The organism is Streptomyces sp. NPDC052301 (assembly GCF_044593395.1).
In the GTDB taxonomy this organism is placed as follows: Bacteria; Actinomycetota; Actinomycetes; order Streptomycetales; family Streptomycetaceae; genus Streptomyces.
In genome coordinates this window covers 1-20754 of sequence record NZ_JBIUBE010000010.1, presented here as the reverse complement: position 1 = coordinate 20754, position 20754 = coordinate 1, and the positions used below count along the sequence as shown (strand labels likewise).

At 68.7% G+C, this 20754-nt stretch carries 16 protein-coding genes and 1 rRNA gene; 10 read left to right on the top strand and 7 right to left on the bottom strand.

All coding sequences use genetic code 11. The features are described from left to right. The 4 genes from ACIHEJ_RS26775 to eccCa form a co-directional block, all read right to left on the bottom strand. Positions 1-636, bottom strand: coding sequence for a hypothetical protein (locus ACIHEJ_RS26775; protein ID WP_400139185.1), 636 nt, complete (start codon positions 634-636; stop codon positions 1-3). Positions 637-665: 29 nt separating this feature from the next. Next, the gene (locus ACIHEJ_RS26770) at positions 666-2858 is read right to left on the bottom strand and encodes a hypothetical protein (protein WP_400139184.1); all 2193 of its coding nucleotides are present in this window, start codon (positions 2856-2858) and stop codon (positions 666-668) included. A 5-nt stretch (positions 2859-2863) separates the two neighbouring features. Further along, complete coding sequence (locus tag ACIHEJ_RS26765) at positions 2864-3316, bottom strand: hypothetical protein (RefSeq protein WP_400139183.1); 453 nt, start codon at positions 3314-3316, stop codon at positions 2864-2866. Positions 3317-3388: 72 nt separating this feature from the next. Beyond that, positions 3389-7354, bottom strand: coding sequence for a type VII secretion protein EccCa (eccCa, locus tag ACIHEJ_RS26760; RefSeq protein ID WP_400139182.1), 3966 nt, complete (start codon positions 7352-7354; stop codon positions 3389-3391). 300 nt (positions 7355-7654) lie between these two features. Between eccCa and eccD the strand changes: the two genes are divergently transcribed. Continuing rightward, positions 7655-9157: a type VII secretion integral membrane protein EccD gene (gene eccD, locus ACIHEJ_RS26755; protein WP_400139516.1), complete on the top strand. Its 1503-nt coding sequence runs from the start codon at positions 7655-7657 to the stop codon at positions 9155-9157. A gap of 130 nt (positions 9158-9287) precedes the next feature. On the opposite strand, the gene ACIHEJ_RS26750 is transcribed toward eccD, so the two are convergent. Continuing rightward, positions 9288-9581, bottom strand: coding sequence for a DUF397 domain-containing protein (locus ACIHEJ_RS26750; protein WP_400139181.1), 294 nt, complete (start codon positions 9579-9581; stop codon positions 9288-9290). A 269-nt stretch (positions 9582-9850) separates the two neighbouring features. Between ACIHEJ_RS26750 and rpsO the strand changes: the two genes are divergently transcribed. The 5 genes from rpsO to ACIHEJ_RS26725 all read left to right on the top strand — a co-directional run bounded on the left by rpsO (position 9851) and on the right by ACIHEJ_RS26725 (position 15314). Then, complete coding sequence (gene rpsO, locus ACIHEJ_RS26745; protein ID WP_030177470.1) at positions 9851-10138, top strand: 30S ribosomal protein S15; 288 nt, start codon at positions 9851-9853, stop codon at positions 10136-10138. Between the two features lie 329 nt (positions 10139-10467). After that, a complete protein-coding gene (locus ACIHEJ_RS26740) occupies positions 10468-12690 on the top strand; it encodes a polyribonucleotide nucleotidyltransferase (RefSeq protein ID WP_400139180.1) in 2223 nt (740 codons plus the stop codon). Continuing rightward, entirely contained in the window at positions 12687-14066 is a 1380-nt protein-coding gene (locus tag ACIHEJ_RS26735) for a M16 family metallopeptidase (RefSeq protein ID WP_400139179.1), read from the top strand. The genes ACIHEJ_RS26740 and ACIHEJ_RS26735 overlap by 4 nt, the downstream gene beginning before the upstream one ends. Before the next feature lie 31 nt (positions 14067-14097). After that, positions 14098-14850 carry a 4-hydroxy-tetrahydrodipicolinate reductase gene (dapB, locus tag ACIHEJ_RS26730; RefSeq protein WP_400139178.1) on the top strand — a complete coding sequence of 251 codons (753 nt, stop codon included), beginning with the start codon at positions 14098-14100 and terminating at the stop codon, positions 14848-14850. A gap of 11 nt (positions 14851-14861) precedes the next feature. After that, entirely contained in the window at positions 14862-15314 is a 453-nt protein-coding gene (locus ACIHEJ_RS26725) for a tetratricopeptide repeat protein (protein WP_366015677.1), read from the top strand. A gap of 78 nt (positions 15315-15392) precedes the next feature. Here ACIHEJ_RS26725 and ACIHEJ_RS26720 read toward each other — a convergent pair whose 3' ends face one another. Both ACIHEJ_RS26720 and ACIHEJ_RS26715 read right to left on the bottom strand, forming a co-directional pair. Beyond that, positions 15393-15947: a hypothetical protein gene (locus tag ACIHEJ_RS26720; RefSeq protein WP_400139177.1), complete on the bottom strand. Its 555-nt coding sequence runs from the start codon at positions 15945-15947 to the stop codon at positions 15393-15395. A gap of 103 nt (positions 15948-16050) precedes the next feature. After that, positions 16051-16287 (bottom strand): hypothetical protein, encoded by a 237-nt coding sequence (locus ACIHEJ_RS26715; RefSeq protein WP_400139176.1) that lies wholly within the window; start codon positions 16285-16287, stop codon positions 16051-16053. A gap of 176 nt (positions 16288-16463) precedes the next feature. On the opposite strand from ACIHEJ_RS26715, the gene thyX reads away from it, so the two are divergent. The 4 genes from thyX to ACIHEJ_RS26695 form a co-directional block, all read left to right on the top strand. Continuing rightward, on the top strand, positions 16464-17213 hold the full coding sequence (gene thyX / locus ACIHEJ_RS26710) for an FAD-dependent thymidylate synthase (protein WP_400139175.1): 750 nt from the start codon (positions 16464-16466) through the stop codon (positions 17211-17213). A gap of 211 nt (positions 17214-17424) precedes the next feature. Beyond that, a complete protein-coding gene (gene dapA / locus ACIHEJ_RS26705) occupies positions 17425-18324 on the top strand; it encodes a 4-hydroxy-tetrahydrodipicolinate synthase (RefSeq protein ID WP_400139174.1) in 900 nt (299 codons plus the stop codon). Between the two features lie 173 nt (positions 18325-18497). Then, positions 18498-20183: a ribonuclease J gene (locus tag ACIHEJ_RS26700; RefSeq protein ID WP_400139173.1), complete on the top strand. Its 1686-nt coding sequence runs from the start codon at positions 18498-18500 to the stop codon at positions 20181-20183. A gap of 487 nt (positions 20184-20670) precedes the next feature. Further along, positions 20671-20754, top strand: a 16S ribosomal RNA gene (locus ACIHEJ_RS26695); the annotation flags it as partial.

The following is a 20754-nucleotide window of genomic DNA, read 5'->3' as shown; positions in this document are numbered from 1 at the left end:
TCAGTGCGCCTCGTAACGGGGCAGCTCTGCTGGGAATGCCCGCGGCGTCTGACACTCTCCCGCCCTGTAAGCATGCTTGGTGAGCTGGTACGCGAAGTCTGTCACGGCTTGACGCAACGAGGTTCCGGTGGACCTGGTGTCTCCGATCGCGCGCGCTTCCGTGACGAGCGCGTAGGACTCGGAAGCCGCACCGGCCCTCACTCCCCGGGGGACGCACGAGACGTAGACGGAAGCAGTGCCGTGGTGGTTGTCGAGCTGCGCCAGAGCTTCCACGCCGTCGGCGGATGAGCGGAGAAGAGCGGTGCCGGAGTGACTCCCGTAAAAGTCGATCCATGTCCGCTCAGACGTGTCCTGGACCTTCACTTCTCCGGACAAAATCGAATCACCGCTTGTGGCTACGCGGCACGAGAAGGTGTAACTCGTGCCTGAGCCGTTTTGTTTTGCGGCTTGCTCTGCCGACCTCGAGTCGGGAAGTGCCCGGATCACGGTCTCGCGCGCGACAGCGTCGTCGCACACCTTCTCGGAGAGCCTGTCGAGGCCTTTTGTGAATACCTGCTGGTAGCCGAACCACCCTCCGCCTGCCAGCAGGCAGAGAGCGACGGCACCGAAGGTGAACTGTCTCGTGTTCTTTCTCATCGGGACTGCTTTCAGAAATGGCTTTCAGATCAGGCGCTGGGGCGCTTCTCGACGTCTTCCATGATGCCGTCACTGTCACGCCAGCCGTCGTTAGCGGCATTGCGCACCAGATCAAGAGTGCCATCCGCTGGGAGGGTAGAGTGGTGCTTTTTCATGGCCTCTTGCACCGCCCATTGTGCCTGCTGATTGACTGAATCCTGCATCGCGTTGAGGTCTTTGCCGGTTCGGTACAGCGAGGAGTCCAGTGCGCCCTCCTGCTGTTTTCCGTCGTACATGGCGTCAACTGCGATACTCGCGACCTGACCGAAGAAGCCGCCCCCTGCTCCGGCGCCCATTTCTGCGAACTTGCCCTCCGGGCACAGTGCCACAGCTCCCATGCCAACGCCTCCCGCGAGGACCGCTTTGAAGAACTCTCCTTGCTGAGCCATTGCGTCGTTTTCCTGCTTCTCCATTTCGACAGAAGAGGCGACGTCGGAATCGGCAACCGCACGGCCCACGATTCCTTCAATCATCCCGGAATTGTATGCAATGTCATGAATGACTTGCGTCTGGCTTCCATGGAACAGTGAAGGATCGGCCATATGGGCCTCCAGGAGGCTGTCCGTGTAGATGCTCTCGCCATAGCGGATCGCGGCTCGGCCGCCAGCGTCGTTCGATACCTGCGTCAAAAATCGAACCACGTCGGTTTTGTCAAGGCCGGCCGGGCTGTCGCTGGTCGTGAGGAAGACCTTCTCCGAGTTGGGTCCACCCAGCTCGCGGCTTATTTCGGGCATGTAAGCCGCAGCCATGTGTCCGAAGCTCGCGCCCATGGCCTTGGTCACGAGACTTCCGCCGTTGTCCGGGTCGGCAACTGCCGCCATGATGTTGGCCATGATCTTGACTTGGGTGCTGCTGTGCGGAGGAGTCGAGTTCAGTTCCCCGGCCCCGAGTCCGGTCACGGCCGCTTCCAAGGCATGCCCCAGGGATGCGCCTCGATCCGTGTAGCGCGTCGTGTTCAGCATGTGGTCCAGGTCCGCCTTCGACTCGAAGGCGTGCGTGGCGGCCTCGGGGTTGTGGGAGAGGGCGTCGAAGAGCCCGTCCAGCGGGTCGCGTCCGTTCCCGCTGCCGAAGACCAGGTCGATGTGGTCGTAGCCCTTCACCCAGAGCGCGTCGGTGTCGGAGTCGCCCGCACCCCTGTCCTGCTTGAACAGCCTGGTCCGGTAGTCGTCGAGGAACTCGGTGTCGAACTCCCCCTGCCGCATCAGGCTGCTGATCACCTGAGATCCGAGCGCGCCGACGGGATTCAGCTGGGACGGAACCTTGGAATCGGGATGGAAGCTTGTGTTCATCTCCTTGAGGAGATCCGACTTCCAGGCCTTCATGGCGTCCGAATCGGAGAACGATGCCGTTGCCAGCGTCATACTCAGGTTCTTCTGCAACTCCTCCATGCTCTTGAGTTCCGAACCCCGGGCGCCGGCGTGGGCGTCCACCATGTCCGTCCAGAACTGGATCGTTCCCTTGCCGCCCAGACCCTCGGCGAATCGCTCGGAAAACAGCGGATCGTTGTGGTACTTCTCCAGGTACCGGTTGAATTCTGCAATGTCCTTGGCGGACATCTTGTCCGGGTGCTTGGCCATCTTCGCCAGCTTGTCCGCGGCCTCGACGGCGTCGGCGGCGGTGTCGCGGTCCTTATAGGCGGCGTCGGAGAAGCCGTACTTGGTCTGGTCGACGAGGAGCCTGAGCACCTTGGCGGCACTGTTGTCGCTCTCGGTGGCCTTGCTGAGGATGCGCTGGATCTCGTCCCGCAGGTCGTCCACGTCCTGCTGGTTGGTGGCGCTCGTCTTGCCGCTGGGGTCGGAGGCCCAGTCCGGGCGTGTGTTCCCGGTGACGGAGAACGTGCCGTGGCCGGTGTCGATGACGGTGAGGTTCTTCTTGTCGCCGCGCGAGATGGCTTCGGTCAACTGGGTGTGATAGCCGACAAGTTCGCCGCGCGTGTCCTTGAGGATGTTGGTGATCGTGTCCGCCTGGGTGTGCGCGTCCGCGAACTCCTGGGCGGTCTTGTCGATGAACTCGCGGCTCACCTGGGCGTTGACGCCGTTCCAGCTCGCCCTGTCCGCCTTGCCCTTGAGGTTCTTCTGCGCGTCCTCTTTCAGGGTCGCCAGTTTCTTGGTCATCTCCTCCCAGTCGGTGATGGCCTCACCGAGCTGCGAGAAGTTGCCGTGGCGCAGTGCGTCGAGATCCACCGTCGTCAGCCGTCCTTCCGCTCGTCGAAGCCCTTGTCGAGCTGGGAGATGCTGCTGAGGGTTCCGCCGATGTAGGAATCGTCGGCCGCGTGCTGGTTCTTGGTGTAGCGCATGTGGTTGGAGATGTGAGCGCAGGCGTCGAGAAGGGTCTGCACCTGGTCGACCCAGTGCTCGGCGACATGGTCGAGGGCGGAGCCCAGAGCGAAGCCCTGGCTCTTCAGCCCTCCGGCTGCCTTCATGGAGGCGATCCGTGCGTGATCGCTGTACCGGCCGAATTCCTGGAACAGGTCATGCGCCGCAGACCCGATCGCGGCCAGGTCCGTCTGGTGCACGGTGAGGTCACCGCGCGTGCTCTCACCGCCCCCGCCGCCTGCCGGGGCCAGCTGGTTCAACTGCATGTGTGCCGACGGGCCCTTTGCGGCCTCTGATTTCAACTGCTCCCACTCGTCCCAGGCCATGCGCGGTCCCTCCCCGTTTTCCCCGTGCCCCGTCCGCGGACGGGAGTTTCGTCAATACTGGAAAGACGTACCTCAGTACTCCACATCCACCAACCCCGTCTGAACCAACGGCTTCCCCCGCTTCCGGGAGACGAAGATGCCTCGTCCCGCCGGCATAGGCCGGGGCCGGACCCCGTTCAGGATGTCACCCTCCGCCGGGTCGCCCGCCAGGACGATTCCCTGGGCGCCGAGTTCCTTCATGCGTTGCATGAACGGCTCGTAGGAGGCGCGGCCCGCGCCCGCCGAGGAGCGGGCGATGATGAAGCGGACGCCGACGTCGCGGGCGAACGGCAGCATCTCCGTCAGGCCGCTGAGCGGGTTGCCGCTGGACGTGGAGACGAGGTCGTAGTCGTCGATGACGACGTAGACCTGCGGACCCCGCCACCAGCTCCGGTCCCGCAGCTGCTGCGGGGTGACGTCGGCCGTGGGGGTGCGGCGCTGCATGAGGTCGGCCAGGGCCGTCATGTGGTGGTCCATCTGGCTGGACATCGGGATGTACTCCGCCAAGTGGCCGGCGGGCGTGATGTCCAGCAGCGAGCGCCGGTTGTCGACGACGAAGAACTTCGCCTCGTCGCCGCTGTAGCGCAGCGTCAGCTGCTTGATGAGCAGTCGCAGCAGGTTGGACTTGCCGGACTCGCTCTCGCCGAAGATGAGGAAGAACGGGTCCTGGTCGAAGTCCAGGAACACCGGCTCCAGGGCCTCCTCGTCCAGCGCGAAGGCGATGCCCCGCTGCGGGAAGCGGTCGCCCGGCGGGAGTTGCACGGCCTCCAGCTGGCGCGGCAGCAGGCGGACCTTCGGGGCACCCGGTGCCTGCCAGTGGCGGCCGACCTCGGTGGTGAGCGCCGCCGTGGCCTCGGCCAGGTCGGTGTCGGACGTGAGGCCGTCGATGCGCGGGACCGCCGCCATGAAGTGCAGCTTCTGCGGGGACAGGCCGCGGCCCGGGACGCCCGCGGGGACGTTCGCCGCCACCCTGCGGTCGATCTCGGAGTCCATGACGTCGCCGAGGCGCAGCTCGAGACGGTTCATGAGGTGGTCCTTGAGGTTGGCACGGACCTCCATCGAGCGCGACGCCGTGATGATCACGTGGATGCCGTAGCCGAGGCCGCGTGCGGCGATGTCCAGGACCGCCGGTTCCAGGGCCTCGTAGTCCGTACGGAAGTTGCCCCAGCCGTCGATGACGAGGAAGACGTCGCCCCACGGCTGGTCCGTCACCGAGATGTCGCCGCGGGCGCGGCGGGTGCGGAAGTCGGCGATCGAGGCGATGCCGGCCGTGCGGAAGTACTCCTCGCGGCGGGTCAGGACGCCGTACACCTCGGAGACCGTGCGGCGGACGCGTTCGGGGTCGAGGCGGGAGGCGATGCCACCGACGTGCGGCAGGCCGTCCACCGCCGCCATACCGCCGCCACCGAAGTCCAGCCCGTAGAACTGCACCTCGTGCGGGGTGTGGGTGAGGGCGAAGGAACAGATCAGCGACCGCAGCAGCGTCGACTTGCCGGACTGGGGGCCGCCGATGATCTGCATGTGGCCCGCCGCGCCCGAGAAGTCGAGCATCAGGCGGTCACGGCGCTGCTCGTACGGCTTGTCGACCAGGCCGGCCGGGACGATCAGGCGGCCGGCGCCCTCGTAGTTCGGCTGAGTCAGGCCGCGGCCCTGCACCGCCGCGAGGCCGGGCAGCAGCGCGTCCAGCGACGGCGGGCTCTCCAGCGGCGGCAGCCACACCTGGTGCGCCGCGGGACCCTGCGCCTCCAGCCGGCGCACGATCACGTCGAGGACGGTGTCGGCCAGCGCCTCGTCGACCTCGGGGGCCGACTCTGTGCGCTGCTGCGGGATGGCCGCGTACCGCACCGGCACCTCGGTGGCCGTGAACAGCACCGGGCACCTGTCCACCGGCAGCTTGCCGCCGGTCAGGGCCGTGCGCGGGCCGCCCGTGCGGTAGACGCCGGAGACGTACGCCGCCTTGAAGCGGACCATCTCGTCGGTGCCGTACTTCAGGAAGCCGGAGCCGGGGACGTTCGGCAGCTCGTAGGCGTCCGGGACACCGAGGGCCGCGCGGGACTCCGCCGCCGAGAAGGTCCGCAGACCGATGCGGTACGACAGATACGTCTCCAGGCCGCGCAGCCGGCCCTCCTCCAGGCGCTGCGAGGCCAGCAGGAGGTGCACGCCCAGCGAACGGCCGATACGGCCGATCTGCACGAACATCTCGATGAAGTCCGGCTTCGCGGTCAGCAGCTCGCTGAACTCGTCGATCACCAGGACGAGGGAGGGGATCGGCTGGAGCGGGGCGCCGGCCGCGCGCGCCTTCTCGTAGTCGTGGATGTTGGCGTAGTTGCCCGCGTCGCGCAGCAGTTCCTGGCGGCGGTTGAGTTCACCGCGGATCGAGTCGCCCATGCGGTCGACCAGGGTGAGGTCGTCGGCGAGGTTGGTGATGACCGCCGCCACGTGCGGCATCTGCGCCATGCCGGCGAAGGTCGCGCCGCCCTTGAAGTCCGCGAGGACGAAGTTCAGGGTCTCCGAGGAGTGCGTGACCGCGAGGCCCAGCACCAGGGTGCGCAGCAGTTCCGACTTGCCGGAACCGGTGGCGCCGACGCACAGGCCGTGCGGGCCCATGCCCTCCTGCGCGGCCTCCTTCAGGTCCAGCATCACGGGCCGGCCGTCCTCGCCGAGACCGATCGGTACCCGCAGCCGTTCGGCGAGCGCGCGCGGGCGCCAGGTCCGCTTGGTGTCGACCGAGGCCGCGTCACCGAGACCGAGGAGGTCGGTGAACTCCAGGTTTGCCAGCAGCGGTTCGTCGTCGTCGCCGCCGGACGCCATGCGCAGCGGCGCCAGCTGCCGGGCCAGCGCCTCGGCGGACTCGTACGACAGGACGTCCGGGGTGCCCTCGTAGACCTCGCCGTGTCCGGACTCCAGGCGCAGCAGGCGCGGTTGTACGACGACGGACAGGTCGCCGGCGCTCGTCGTGAGCTCGCCGGGCACGACCTCGACGACGGTGACGCCCTGCAGGCCCTCGGGGTTGGCGAGCACCGAGTCCGGCAGCAGGGAGATGTCGTCCAGGACGAGCACGATGTGCGGTGCGTCCAGTACCGGCGCGCCACCCGGGTGGAAGCGCGGGCGGCCGGTCAGCCGGACGGACAGCAGGTCCTCCAGCTCGCGCGGGTCGGTGCCGATCAGCCGGCGGCTGCCCGCGCCGTCCATGTCACCGGACGCCTGTACGTGCGGCAGCCACTTCGCCCAGTCCCAGTGCGGCAGCGCCTCCCGGCCCGCGGCCACCGCGATGACCAGGTCCTCGGGGGAGTGCAGCGAGGCCAGCGAGCCGACGAGGGCGCGGGCGGAGGACCGTACGGACTGCGGCTCACCGCTGACCGTGACGTGGTAGAAGGCGCGCAGCGACACCGCCATCGGCAGATCGCCGACGGTGTTGTGCGAGGCGACGAATCGCTGCATCGCGCCCGCGGTCAGCGGTTCCAGTTGCTCAACCGGCCCCGTCTCCGGGGCGACCAGCGGGGTCGCCAGCGGCTGCGGGCCCAGGCCGACGCGCACGTGCGCGAAGTCCTCGTCGCCCGGCCGCCGTTCCCACACCCGGCTGCCCTCGGCGACGAGCGCCCACAGCTGCTCGGGGGCGGGGTGCAGGTAGTACTGCGCGTCCCGCTGCGTGCGGGCCGTGTCCACGGCCGCCTTGCGCGTCTGCGACAGATAGCTGAGGTAGTCGCGGCGCATGTCGGCCAGTTGGCCCTGCGAGCCCCGGCGGAAACGGACCACCATCGCGATGGACATGCCCACCGTCGAGGCGATCATGATCATGCCCATGATCTTCATGAACGGCTGACCGTTCGTGAAGAAGAACACCACCGAGCCGCCCATGCCCAGCGTGGGCAGGAGCTGCATCAGCACGCTCTCCTGATGCCCCCGCGGCAGTTCGGGCGGTGCCTCGACAACGACCTCTTGTGTGGGCACTTCGGACGGCAGCGCCCTCGGAGGGCGCTTGACGACAATCTGGCTCACCGCTCACCAATTCCCTTGCCCGACCCAGGCTTTCCGCCCACCGCCCCGTGTCCGGCGGGCGCAGGCCGCCGCGTGATCCTACTGAGTTCACCCGACACGGGTGAGCGGTAGGGTGCCGGGTGTTCGCGTGAGCACATGCCCAGCAGGCCGGAAAAACCAGGACACCCCGCCCGAATTCGGAGGGGTGCGCCCCAGGAATCCGGCCACGTGGCGCCCGTGCCGCCGCGCACGCGGCGAACCGGCACGAGACCTTCACGAAGTAGACGCACCACCACCACTGAGGGGGAGCAGCAGGTGAGCATGACGGCCGCCGCCACCGGCGGACCCGGGACGGGAGCCCCTTCCGCGTCCGGCACCGGACTCGGCTTCTGCCGGGTCACCATCGTCGCACCGGACAGCCGCATCGACGTGGCGCTGCCCGACGACGTCCCGGTCGCCGACCTCTACCCGGAGATCCTCCGGCTGTCCCAGCAGAGCCCCGAGACGGGCGCCCCGGTCGGGTACCACCTCGTCCGTACCGACGGCACCGTGCTGGACAGCGCCCGCTCCTTCGCCGCCCAGCGCATTCTCGACGGCGAACTCCTCACGCTGCGTCCGTTCGCGGAGTCGCTGCCGCCGGCCGTCTTCGACGACGTCGCCGAGGCCGTCGCCACCGCCGTCACCAAGCAGCACAAGCTGTGGAGCGGCGAACTGACCCGGGCCGCGGGCCTCGTCGGCGGCGGAGTGCTGCCGGCACTCCTCGCCTTCGTCGCCTGGACCGCCGACCCGCGCCACGACATGAACGGACTGGCCGGCATCCTCGCCGCCGTCACCGGCATCCTGCTCGTCGTGCTCTCCGCGGTCCGCGCCCGTGTCTATGACGACCGCGGCTCGGCCGTCGCCCTCGGCCTCGGTGCGCTGCCCAACATCGGCGTCGCCGGCAGTGGACTGCTGCCGCTCACCCACGGCGAGGGCATCGGCAGACTGCAGTTCCTGCTGGCGTGCGCGGCCGTCCTCGTCGCCGCCCTCGTCCTCGCCCTGTGCTCCCCGCACGGCGACGGCCCGTTCGTGTCCTTCGTGTTCGCCTCGGCGGTCGCCCTCGTCGTGGTGTTCGTCGCGACCCTCACCCACTGGTCCGCGACCGAGATGGCCGGCCTGTGCGCGCCCGTCGCCGTGGGTGCCCTCGCCTTCCTGCCCGGCATGTCCATGCGCTTCGCCCGGCTCCCGATCGGCTTCGAGAACCCGAGCAGCGGCACCCCCCGATCCGCCTACGGCACCGAGTCCGCCGCGCCGGAGCCCGTGGACACCGAGCGCATCGAGGCCCAGGCCCGGCGCGGCCACGAACTTCTCGTCGGCCTGGTCGGCGGCTGCGCGCTGCTCGCCGTCGGCGCCTCGTCCGTCCTGGGCTTCTCCGACGACATCTGGGCCCAGCTGCTCGCGCTCGCCACCGGCGTCGCGATGCTCATGCGCGCCGGCCTCTTCCGCTACACCGCCCAGGTCGCCCCCGTCCTGGCCGCGGGCCTCGGCGCCCTGGTCCTGCTCGGCCTCGGTCTCGCCCTCAACCCGCCGCGGCACGTGATGCTCGAGGCGCTCGCCGGCAACCGCACCGACCTCGACATCCGCACCATCTGGCTGATCGCGGTCATCGCCGCGGCCACCGCCCTGGTCACGACGCTCGGCCTGGTCCTCTCGCGCGGCGGGCTCACCCCGTTCTGGGGCCGCTTCCTGGAGATCTGCGAGGGCTTCGTCCTGCTGACCCTGATCCCGCTCACCCTGGCGGTCTTCGACGTGTACGCGGCCGCGCGGGCGATGACCAGCAAATAACCCGTCACGTACCACGGCACCGGGGCACTGGCCCCTGCGGTACGGCACGGCGACACACACCCCGCGGTACGGCACCGGGCCCCGGCTCCTCATCAGGAGCCGGGGCCCGGCCGTCGTCCGTGCGCGCCGCTCACTGCGCGGCCGGCCCCCCGTTGTGCGGCATCGGCTCCAGATCGAACTCCCCGTCCCGCGCCCCCAGCACGAACGCCCGCCACTCCGCCTCGGTGTAGCGCAGCACGGTCGCGGGGTCCAGCGAGGAACGCATGGCCACCGCCCCGGCGGGGAGGTACGCGATCTCGACGCGCTCCTCGTGCTCCTCCGTACCCGGCGCGCAGTGCCACGCGACGCCCGAGATGTCGAGCGCGTACAGTTCGTCCCGCTCCCGCTCCTTGCGCGCCTTGATCTCCGCTTCCGTCTCCGTCATCGTTGCAGCGATCCCTTCCCGGGGTGCGTACGGGTGCCGGCGCTCACCCTAGTGGCCGGTGACGGCCCGCCCGGGTGGTTCGAGAACCGGGGGAAAGAAGCCGGCCACCTCCTGGTACCCTGGCTGACGGCCGTTTGTGTACGCGCCCCCGGAGCCCAGCGCCCTGGAGGCCGCGCCCAGCGGATCCCCGCCTCCCGAGTAACGGAAGCTCCCCCGAGACGTAGACCGGGGGCACTCGGTGGCACTCGACAGACTAATGAGGAGTACGCGTGTCGCTCGACGCCGCTACGAAGAAGCAGATCATCGGCGAGTTCGGTACCAAGGAGGGTGACACCGGCTCCCCCGAGGTCCAGGTCGCTCTGCTCTCCCGTCGGATCTCCGACCTGACGGAGCACCTCAAGACCCACAAGCACGACCACCACTCCCGCCGTGGCCTGCTGATCCTCGTCGGTCAGCGCCGCCGGCTGCTGCAGTACCTGGCGAAGAAGGACATCCAGCGCTTCCGTGCGCTGGTCGACCGCCTCGGCATCCGCCGCGGTGCGGCGGGCGCCAAGTAAGACGCCGTGAAGGGAGCGGTTCCCCGTAGCACTCGGGGACCGCTCCCTTCGTCGTACGTGCGGAAACGTGCGCAGTGTCACACGCGCTTTGTAGTGTGGTAGCACATCGCAGTACGCACGACACGCAACGCAGAACAGAACGCAGGACAGAACGAGGAGAAGCGCACCTCGCCGCCGCCGGTCCTCGGTAGTGGCCCCCGGGGGGAAGCGAGCCCCGGGTGCTTCGATCGAAGACCGGCCCGCACCAGACGGCGCGCTTCTCCGCCGCAGTCCCCCTGCCACACGGGCAGCCAAGGGACGAAAGACGATACGTAACGGAGAAAACGCTAGTGGAGAACGAGACCCACTACGCCGAGGCAGTCATCGACAATGGCGCCTTCGGTACCCGAACCATCCGCTTCGAGACGGGCCGCCTGGCCAAGCAGGCCGCCGGCTCCGCCGTGGCGTACCTGGACGACGACACCATGGTGCTGTCGGCCACCACCGCCTCCAAGAACCCCAAGGACCAGCTCGACTTCTTCCCCCTCACGGTGGACGTCGAGGAGCGGATGTACGCCGCCGGCAAGATCCCCGGCAGCTTCTTCCGCCGCGAGGGCCGTCCCTCCGAGGACGCCATCCTCACCTGCCGTCTGATCGACCGCCCGCTGCGCCCGTCCTTCAAGAAGGGCCTGCGCAACGAGATCCAGGTCGTCTGCACGGTCATGGCGCTCAACCCCGACCACCTGTACGACGTCGTGGCGATCAACGCCGCGTCCGCGTCCACGCAGCTGGCCGGCCTGCCCTTCTCCGGCCCGATCGGCGGCGTCCGCGTCGCGCTGATCCGCGGCCAGTGGGTCGCCTTCCCGACGCACACCGAGCTCGAGGACGCCGTCTTCGACATGGTCGTCGCGGGCCGCGTCCTGGAGGACGGCGACGTCGCGATCATGATGGTCGAGGCCGAGGCCACCGAGAAGACCATCAAGCTGGTCGAGGGCGGTTCCGAGGCGCCGACCGAGGAGGTCGTCGCCGCCGGTCTGGAGGCCGCGAAGCCCTTCATCAAGGTGCTCTGCCGCGCCCAGTCCGACCTCGCCGCCAAGGCCGCCAAGCCGGTCGGCGAGTTCCCGATCTTCCTGGACTACCAGGACGACGTCCTCGAGGCCTTGACCGCCGCCGTCAAGCCCGAGCTCGCCCAGGCGCTCACCATCGCCGGCAAGCAGGAGCGCGAGGCCGAGCTGGACCGCGTCAAGGGTCTGGCCGCCGAGAAGCTGCTCCCGGAGTTCGAGGGCCGCGAGAAGGAGATCTCCGCCGCGTACCGCTCGCTGACCAAGACCCTGGTCCGTGAGCGCGTCATCAAGGAGAAGAAGCGCATCGACGGCCGCGGTGTCACCGACATCCGCACCCTGGCCGCCGAGGTCGAGGCCATCCCGCGCGTGCACGGCTCCGCGGTGTTCGAGCGTGGCGAGACCCAGATCCTGGGCGTCACCACCCTCAACATGCTCCGCATGGAGCAGCAGCTGGACACCCTCTCCCCGGTGACCCGCAAGCGCTACATGCACAACTACAACTTCCCGCCGTACTCCACCGGTGAGACCGGCCGCGTCGGCTCCCCGAAGCGCCGCGAGATCGGCCACGGCGCCCTCGCCGAGCGCGCCCTCGTGCCGGTCCTGCCGACGCGCGAGGAGTTCCCCTACGCGATCCGCCAGGTCTCCGAGGCGCTGAGCTCCAACGGCTCGACGTCCATGGGCTCGGTGTGCGCCTCCACCATGTCGCTGCTGAACGCCGGTGTGCCGCTGAAGGCCCCCGTCGCCGGTATCGCCATGGGCCTCATCTCCCAGGAGATCGAGGGCGAGACGCACTACGTCACCCTCACCGACATCCTCGGTGCCGAGGACGCCTTCGGCGACATGGACTTCAAGGTCGCCGGCACCAAGGAGTTCGTGACCGCCCTCCAGCTCGACACCAAGCTGGACGGCATCCCGGCCTCCGTCCTGGCCGCGGCCCTCAAGCAGGCCCGCGACGCCCGCCTGCACATCCTCGACGTGATGATGGAGGCCATCGACCGTCCGGACGAGATGTCCCCGAACGCTCCGCGGATCATCACCGTCAAGATCCCGGTCGACAAGATCGGTGAGGTCATCGGCCCCAAGGGCAAGATGATCAACCAGATCCAGGAGGACACCGGCGCCGAGATCACGATCGAGGACGACGGCACGATCTACATCGGCGCCTCCGACGGCCCGGCCGCCGAGGCCGCCCGCGCCACGATCAACGGCATCGCCAACCCGACGATGCCCGAGGTCGGCGAGCGCTACCTGGGCACGGTCGTCAAGACGACCACCTTCGGTGCGTTCGTCTCCCTGCTGCCCGGCAAGGACGGTCTGCTGCACATCTCGCAGATCCGCAAGCTCGCCGGCGGCAAGCGCGTGGAGAACGTCGAGGACGTCCTCGGCGTGGGCCAGAAGGTCCAGGTCGAGATCGCCGAGATCGACTCCCGCGGCAAGCTCTCCCTCGTTCCGGTGATCGAGGGCGAGGAAGGCACCGACGAGACCTCGAAGGACGACGCCGAGCAGTGACGTCCCGTAGCTCCAAGGTGACGGCCCGCCCCTCTTCGGAGGCGCGGGCCGTCGCCCGTACCCAAACCCTGATCAAGGGCCAGAACGGCATCGGCACGGTCCGCAAGACCACCCTCCCGGGCGGCCTGCGCATCGTCACCGAGACCCTGCCCTCGGTCCGCTCCGCCACCTTCGGCATCTGGGCGCACGTCGGCTCCCGCGACGAGACCCCGGCCCTGAACGGCGCCACGCACTACCTGGAGCACCTGCTCTTCAAGGGCACCTCCCGGCGCAGCGCGCTGGACATCTCCGCCGCCCTCGACGCCGTCGGCGGCGAGATGAACGCCTTCACGGCCAAGGAGTACACGTGCTACTACGCACGCGTGCTCGACACCGACCTGCCGCTCGCCATCGACGTCGTCTGCGACATGCTGACCGGATCGCTGATCCTCGAGGAGGACGTCGACGTCGAGCGCGGCGCGATCCTCGAAGAGATCGCCATGACCGAGGACGACCCGGGCGACTGTGTGCACGACCTCTTCGCGCACACCATGTTCGGCAGCAACGCCCTCGGCCGCCCGGTCCTCGGCACGGTCGACACGGTCAACGCCCTCACCGCCGACCGCATCCGCCGCTTCTACAAGAAGCACTACGACCCGACCCACCTCGTGGTCGCCTGCGCCGGCAACATCGACCACAACAAGGTCGTACGACAGGTCCGCGCGGCCTTCGAGAAGGCGGGCGCCTTCACGAGCTCGGACGTGACGCCCATCGGCCCGCGCCAGGGCAGCCGTACGATCCGCACCGCCGGCAAGGTCGAGCTGCTCGGCCGCAAGACCGAGCAGGCGCACGTGGTGCTGGGCATGCCCGGCATCGCCCGCACCGACGACCGCCGCTGGGCCATGGGCGTGCTCAACACCGCCCTCGGCGGCGGCATGTCCTCCCGCCTCTTCCAGGAGGTCCGGGAGAAGCGGGGCCTCGCCTACAGCGTGTACTCGTACACCTCGGGCTTCGCCGACTGCGGCCTGTTCGGCGTCTACGCCGGCTGCCGGCCGAGCCAGGTGCACGACGTGCTGAGGATCTGCCGGGACGAACTCGACCACGTCGCGGCCAACGGCCTGACCGACGACGAGATCGGCCGCGCCATCGGTCAGCTCCAGGGCTCCACCGTCCTCGGCCTGGAGGACACCGGCGCGCTGATGAACCGTATCGGCAAGAGCGAGCTGTGCTGGGGCGAGCAGATGTCCGTCGACGACCTGCTGGCGAAGATAGCCGCGGTCACCCCGGACGAGGTCCGCTCGGTCGCCCGCGACATCCTGGGACAGCGCCCGTCGCTGTCGGTCATCGGCCCGCTGAAGGACAAGCAGGCCGGGCGGCTGCACGACGCCGTCGCCTAACCCCTCCGTCTTCGGTAAGGAAGCACAAAAGATGAGCAAGCTGCGCGTGGCGGTCCTCGGTGCCAAGGGCCGGATCGGGTCCGCGGCGGTCCGGGCGGTCGAGGCCGCCGAGGACATGGAGCTGGTCGCCGCCCTCGGCCGGGGCGACACGCTGGAGACGCTGACGGCGGCCGGTGCCCAGGTCGCCGTCGAGCTGACCACACCCGACTCGGTCATGGACAACCTGGACTTCTGCGTCCGCCACGGCATCCACGCGGTCGTCGGGACGACGGGCTGGACCGAGGAGCGCCTCGCGCAGCTGAAGGGCTGGCTCGCCGAGTCCCCGGAGACCGGCGTGCTCATCGCGCCGAACTTCTCCATCGGGGCCGTACTGACCATGAAGTTCGCGCAGATCGCCGCGCCGTACTTCGAGTCCGTCGAGGTCGTCGAGCTGCACCACCCGAACAAGGTGGATGCGCCCAGCGGCACCGCCACGCGCACGGCCCAGCTCATCGCCGAGGCCCGCCGGGCGGCCGGCACCGCCCCGGCACCGGACGCCACGGTGACGGCCCTGGACGGGGCGCGCGGCGCGAACGTCGACGGGATCCCGGTCCACGCCGTCCGCCTGCGCGGTCTCCTGGCTCACCAGGAGGTGCTGCTCGGCGGCGAGGGCGAGACCCTCACCGTCCGCCACGACTCCCTGCACCACAGCAGCTTCATGCCGGGCATCCTGCTCGGCGCCCGCCGCGTGGTGACCACTCCGGGCCTGACCTTCGGCCTGGAACACTTCCTCGACCTGAGCTGAGCCCCCTCGTCATGCGCGCGAAGATCACCTACCTCGTCACGGCCGCCGTCCTCGTCTTCTACTTCGTCCTGGTCGGCAGCCGCGGCGTGATGCTCATCCAGTCCGGCACGGTCGTCACCGTCACCTTCGGGGTGGCGGTGCTGATCCTGCCGGTCATCGGCCTGTGGTTCCTGTGGAAGAACACCCAGTTCGTCCGCCGGGCCAACGCCCTCGCCACCGAACTCGACGCCGAGGGCGGCCTGCCCGTGGACGAGCTACGGCGTCTCCCGAGCGGCCGGATCGACCGCGACTCGGCCGACGAGGTGTTCACCAAGCGCAAGGCCGAGACCGAGGCGTCCCCCGACGACTGGCGCTGCTGGTTCCGCCTGGCCGTGGCCTACCACGACGCCCGCGACACCCCACGCGCCCGCAAGGCGATGCAGAGGGCCATCGCCCTGCACGACGGAAAGCCTGTCCAGGCCTGACACCCGCCGACGGCACAGGGTCGACGGCTCGGTCGGCTCCGTGGCACCGCTTCCGCGTGGCCGGAGAGAGCCAAAGGCTCAGCCGCGCCCGCACTCCGCCGCCCACGCCTCCACCACGTCCGCCGCCCGGTCGAAGGCCGACGGACGCCCCAGGAAGTCCAGCGTGTGCGTGGTCAGCAGCGGCGGCGCATCACCGGCGCCCGGATCCTTGCGGACGAGCACCAGGGCCTGCCCCTGCACCGTCCGCGGCAACCCCACCCACCGCACCGGCTGCTGCACCGTCCGCAGGGACGCCACCCGAGCCCAGGGCACCGTCCGCGTCACCAGGAAGCGAACCTGCCGCAGTCCTCGCCCGCTCACCCACACCCCCATGCGCAGCAACCGCAGCGCACCGGCGATGAGCGCCAGACCCGCGCCCAGGACCGCGCCGGCGGAGGAGACCGAGCCGGTCAGGGCGATGAGGACCGCACCGAACAGCACGAACGAGGCCAGCAGCAACCCCAGCGCGGCCATGGCCACCCGCCAGGGACCGGGGCGGTAAGGCCGCCGCCAGCGGTCGGGATCGTCGTACGGCAGCGCGCTCTCGGAGGCCGCCTCGAAGGTGCGGTCGGCCGTCAGGAAGGGCAGGGGCACGGCTGGTCCTCACTCGGTCCTCGCGTGGGCTGTGCCCGGTGAGGCTATCCGGCCGTGTTCCCGCCCACCAGCCTGGAGCGTCCGGAAGGGTCAGCGGGACGGGTCAGTGCCCCTGGGACGCCTGGGACTGCTGCACCGGCGTACCGGACGGGGTGGACAGCGCCGGCATGCCGAGCATCAGAGCGCCCACGAGCCCGGCGACGAGGGTGAGACCCAGCAGCCAGCGCCCGGCTATCTCACCGAAGGACGCCCGCGGACGGGGCGGGGGAGTGACATTGCTGCGGAACCGGTCAGCCTCTGCCAGGAAGGCGAAGGGTACGGGCTCGCGCCGACGGAACATCGCGGTTGCCTCTCCTCTCGGGAGTCGGGGTCGAACGTGCAGGCCTCACCGATACAGACGCTCGAGTGACACAAAAGGTGCCCATGTCGGAAAAAATCCGTGGTGGGATTTTTGAGGCCATGCACTGCCGTGGCCGGGGCGGGTGCCCCGTAAGGTGGGCGCGAACCTAAGAAGTGATGGGAAGGACCCCAACCCCCGTGACCACCCCCGAGTCGCTCACGTTCCGCAGCGACGTCACCGTCGAGCTGGTGAAGTCCAGCGCTTCGGACGCCGACGTCCTCTTCGCCGCCCGTGTCTCGACCGCCGGCGAGCAGTCCCTGGACGAGCTGAAGAAGGACCCCGAGCGCTCCAAGGGCCTGATCAACTACCTGATGCGCGACCGGCACGGCAGTCCGTTCGAGCACAACTCGATGACCTTCTTCGTCAGCGCCCCGATCTTCGTGTTCCGCGAGTTCATGCGGCACCGGGTCGGCTGGTCGTACAACGAGGAGTCGGGTCGCTACCGGGAGCTCGAGCCCGTCTTCTACGTCCCCGACGCCTCCCGCAAGCTCGTCCAGGAGGGCCGCCCCGGCAAGTACGTCTTCGTCGAGGGCACCCCGGCCCAGCACGAGGCGGTCAGCGACACCCTGCGGGAGTCGTACGAGCAGGCGTACGCCGCCTACCAGAAGATGCTCGCCGAGGGAGTCGCCCGCGAGGTCGCCCGCGCGGCCCTGCCCGTCGGGCTCTTCTCCTCGATGTACGCCACCTGCAACGCCCGCTCCTTGATGCACTTCCTCGGCCTGCGCACCCAGCACGAGCTGGCCAAGGTGCCGTCCTTCCCGCAGCGGGAGATCGAGATGGTCGGCGAGAAGATGGAGGCGGAATGGGCCAAGCTCATGCCGCTGACGTACGCCGCCTTCAACGCGAACGGACGGGTGGCCCCGTAACGAAGCCCTGTTCCCACGCCCGGAACGGATGTACGGGTCAGCCTGGTGAAGTGTCCGTATTGCGGCATTTAGAGAAGTTCATCTAGCCTGATCAAACGGACCCGGCACTGCTTGAACCCCCGAGCAGGCAGTGCCGGGCTCCGCATTTGTCCGGACTTACCCGACCCCCCGAGGGCAGACCACGCAGGGAGCACCGAGTAGCGTGTTACCCATGGCTCCGACCTCGACTCCGCAGACCCCCTTCGGGCGGGTCCTCACCGCCATGGTCACGCCCTTCACGGCGGACGGCGCACTCGACCTCGACGGCGCGCAGCGGCTCGCCGCCCACCTGGTGGACGCAGGCAACGACGGCCTGATCATCAACGGCACCACCGGCGAGTCCCCCACCACCAGCGACGCGGAGAAATCGGACCTGGTACGAGCCGTCCTGGAGGCCGTCGGCGACCGCGCCCACGTCGTCGCAGGCGTCGGAACCAACGACACCCACCACAGCATCGAGCTGGCCCGCGAGGCCGAGCGGATCGGCGCACACGGCCTCCTGGTCGTCACGCCGTACTACAACAAGCCCCCGCAGGAGGGCCTGTACCGCCACTTCACGGCCGTCGCCGACGCCACCGGCCTGCCGGTCATGCTCTACGACATCCCCGGCCGCAGTGGCGTCCCGATCAACACCGAGACCCTCGTCCGGCTCGCCGAGCACCCCCGCATCGTCGCCAACAAGGACGCCAAGGGCGACCTCGGCCGGGCCAGCTGGGCCATCGCCCAGTCCGGCCTCGCCTGGTACTCCGGCGACGACATGCTGAACCTCCCGCTGCTCTCCGTGGGCGCGGTCGGCTTCGTCTCGGTCGTCGGCCACCTGGTCACCCCCGACCTGCGCGCCCTCGTGGACGCCCACGTCTCCGGTGACGTCGTCAAGGCCACCGAGATCCATCAGAAGCTGCTCCCGGTCTACACCGGCATGTTCCGCACCCAGGGCGTCATGACCACCAAGGCCGCCCTCGCCCTGCAGGGTCTTCCCGCCGGCCCGCTGCGCTCGCCCATGGTCGAGTGCTCGCCCGAGGAGATCGCCCAGCTCAAGATCGATCTTGCCGCAGGCGGGGTACAGCTCTAGCAACAGACTTCGCACCACCCGGCCTCTCAGGGCCTCACCTGCTTCACAACTGAAGAACAACCGCATATGCAGGCCACCGGTGCCTGCACACGACAACGACAACTGCTTCTGCACGAACGTCATGCGCGCCACGTGCCCGACCGGTACGTGGCGCGCGTGGTGAGGAGAGTCTTTTGAGTCATCCGCATCCTGAACTCGGCCCGCCTCCGCCGCTCCCCGAGGGGGGTCTGCGGGTCACCCCGCTCGGCGGCCTCGGTGAGATCGGCCGAAACATGACGGTCTTCGAGTACGGCGGCCGTCTGCTGATCGTCGACTGCGGAGTGCTCTTCCCCGAGGAGGAGCAGCCCGGAATCGACCTGATCCTGCCGGACTTCTCGTCCGTCCGGGACCGCCTCGACGACATCGAGGGCATCGTCCTCACGCACGGCCACGAGGACCACATCGGCGGCGTCCCGTTCCTGCTCCGCGAGAAGCCGGACATCCCTCTGATCGGCTCCAAGCTGACCCTCGCGCTGATCGAGGCCAAGCTCCAGGAGCACCGGATCCGCCCGTACACGCTCGAGGTGGCCGAGGGCAACCGCGAGCGCATCGGCCCCTTCGACTGCGAGTTCGTCGCCGTCAACCACTCCATCCCGGACGCCCTCGCGGTCGCCATCCGCACCCCCGCCGGCATGGTCGTCCACACCGGCGACTTCAAGATGGACCAGCTCCCGCTGGACAACCGCCTCACCGACCTGCACGCCTTCGCACGGCTGAGCGAAGAGGGCATCGACCTTCTCCTCTCCGACTCCACGAACGCCGAGGTCCCGGGCTTCACCCCGCACGAGCGCGACATCTCCAACGTCCTGCGGCAGGTCTTCGCAAGCGCCCGCAAGCGGATCATCGTGGCGAGCTTCGCCAGCCACGTCCACCGCATCCAGCAGATCCTGGACGCCGCCCACGAGTACGGCCGCCGGGTCGCCTTCGTCGGCCGCTCCATGGTCCGCAACATGGGCATCGCCCGCGACCTCGGCTACCTGAAGGTCCCGCCGGGCCTGGTGGTCGACGTCAGGACACTGGACGACCTGCCCGACCACGAGGTGGTCCTGGTCTGCACGGGCTCCCAGGGCGAACCGATGGCGGCGCTGTCGAGGATGGCCAACAGGGACCACCAGATCCGGATCGTCGACGGCGACACGGTCATCCTCGCGTCCTCCCTCATCCCCGGGAACGAGAACGCGGTCTACCGCGTGATCAACGGCCTGACCCGCTGGGGCGCCAACGTCGTCCACAAGGGCAACGCCAAGGTGCACGTCTCCGGCCACGCGTCCGCGGGCGAGCTGCTGTACTTCTACAACATCTGCCGCCCGAAGAACCTCATGCCTGTCCACGGCGAATGGCGCCACCTGCGCGCCAACGCCGAGCTGGGCGCCCTCACGGGTGTCCCGCACGACCGGATCGTCATCGCCGAGGACGGCGTGGCGGTCGACCTGGTCGAGGGCAAGGCAAAGATCTCCGGCAAGGTCCAGGCGGGTTACGTCTACGTCGACGGCCTCTCCGTCGGTGACGTCGGCGAGCCGGCCCTCAAGGACCGCAAGATCCTCGGCGACGAGGGCATCATCTCGGTCTTCGTGGTGGTGGACTCCTCCACCGGCAAGATCACCGGCGGCCCGCACGTCCAGGCCCGCGGCTCCGGCATCGAGGACTCGGCCTTCGCCGACGTCCTCCCGAAGATCACGGAAACGCTGGAGCGCTCCGCGCAGGACGGTGTGGTGGAGCCCCACCAGCTCCAGCAGCTCATCCGCCGCACCCTCGGCAAGTGGGTCTCGGACACCTATCGCCGCAGGCCGATGATCCTGCCGGTGGTCGTGGAGGTCTGACGACCCGTCGGGTTGTGACCCGAGCGGGGCACCTCGATTTGCATCGGGGCGCCCCGCTCCAGTACGTTTACGGCTCCGCCCAACCGGGAACCCCAGCACTTCACGCGCTGGACACATGTGCCCGGACGGGGCGGGAAAACCGACTCAGAACTTCTGATAAAGTCGGAACCGCCGGAAAGGAAGCCGCGAGAGCGGTAACCTGGAAAGCACCGAGGAAATCGGATCGAGAAAAGATCTGATAGAGTCGGAAACACCGAAGGGAAGCCCGGAGGAAAGCCCGAGAGGGTGAGTACAAAGGAAGCGACCGTTCCTTGAGAACTCAACAGCGTGCCAAAAATCAACGCCAGATATGTTGATACCCCGTCTACGGTCATCACGACCGTGACGAGGTTCCTTTGAAAAACACAGCGAGGACGCTGTGAACCGAGAGGACTATTCCTCCTCTTGGTTCCGCTCTCGTGTGTGTGCACCGGATTACCGGTAAACATTCACGGAGAGTTTGATCCTGGCTCAGGACGAACGCTGGCGGCGTGCTTAACACATGCAAGTCGAACGATGAAGCCCTTCGGGG

Excerpts from the sequence above, each read along its gene's own strand:
- dapA (WP_400139174.1), top strand. The coding sequence starts at position 17,425 with ATGGCTCCGACCTCGACTCCGCAGACCCCCTTCGGGCGGGTCCTCACC.
- ACIHEJ_RS26765 (WP_400139183.1), bottom strand. The coding sequence starts at position 3,316 with ATGGCCTGGGACGAGTGGGAGCAGTTGAAATCAGAGGCCGCAAAGGGC.
- ACIHEJ_RS26750 (WP_400139181.1), bottom strand. The coding sequence starts at position 9,581 with ATGACGGAGACGGAAGCGGAGATCAAGGCGCGCAAGGAGCGGGAGCGG.
- dapB (WP_400139178.1), top strand. The coding sequence starts at position 14,098 with ATGAGCAAGCTGCGCGTGGCGGTCCTCGGTGCCAAGGGCCGGATCGGG.
- eccD (WP_400139516.1), top strand. The coding sequence starts at position 7,655 with ATGACGGCCGCCGCCACCGGCGGACCCGGGACGGGAGCCCCTTCCGCG.
- thyX (WP_400139175.1), top strand. The coding sequence starts at position 16,464 with ATGGGAAGGACCCCAACCCCCGTGACCACCCCCGAGTCGCTCACGTTC.
- ACIHEJ_RS26775 (WP_400139185.1), bottom strand. The coding sequence starts at position 636 with ATGAGAAAGAACACGAGACAGTTCACCTTCGGTGCCGTCGCTCTCTGC.
- ACIHEJ_RS26725 (WP_366015677.1), top strand. The coding sequence starts at position 14,862 with ATGCGCGCGAAGATCACCTACCTCGTCACGGCCGCCGTCCTCGTCTTC.
- ACIHEJ_RS26715 (WP_400139176.1), bottom strand. The coding sequence starts at position 16,287 with ATGTTCCGTCGGCGCGAGCCCGTACCCTTCGCCTTCCTGGCAGAGGCT.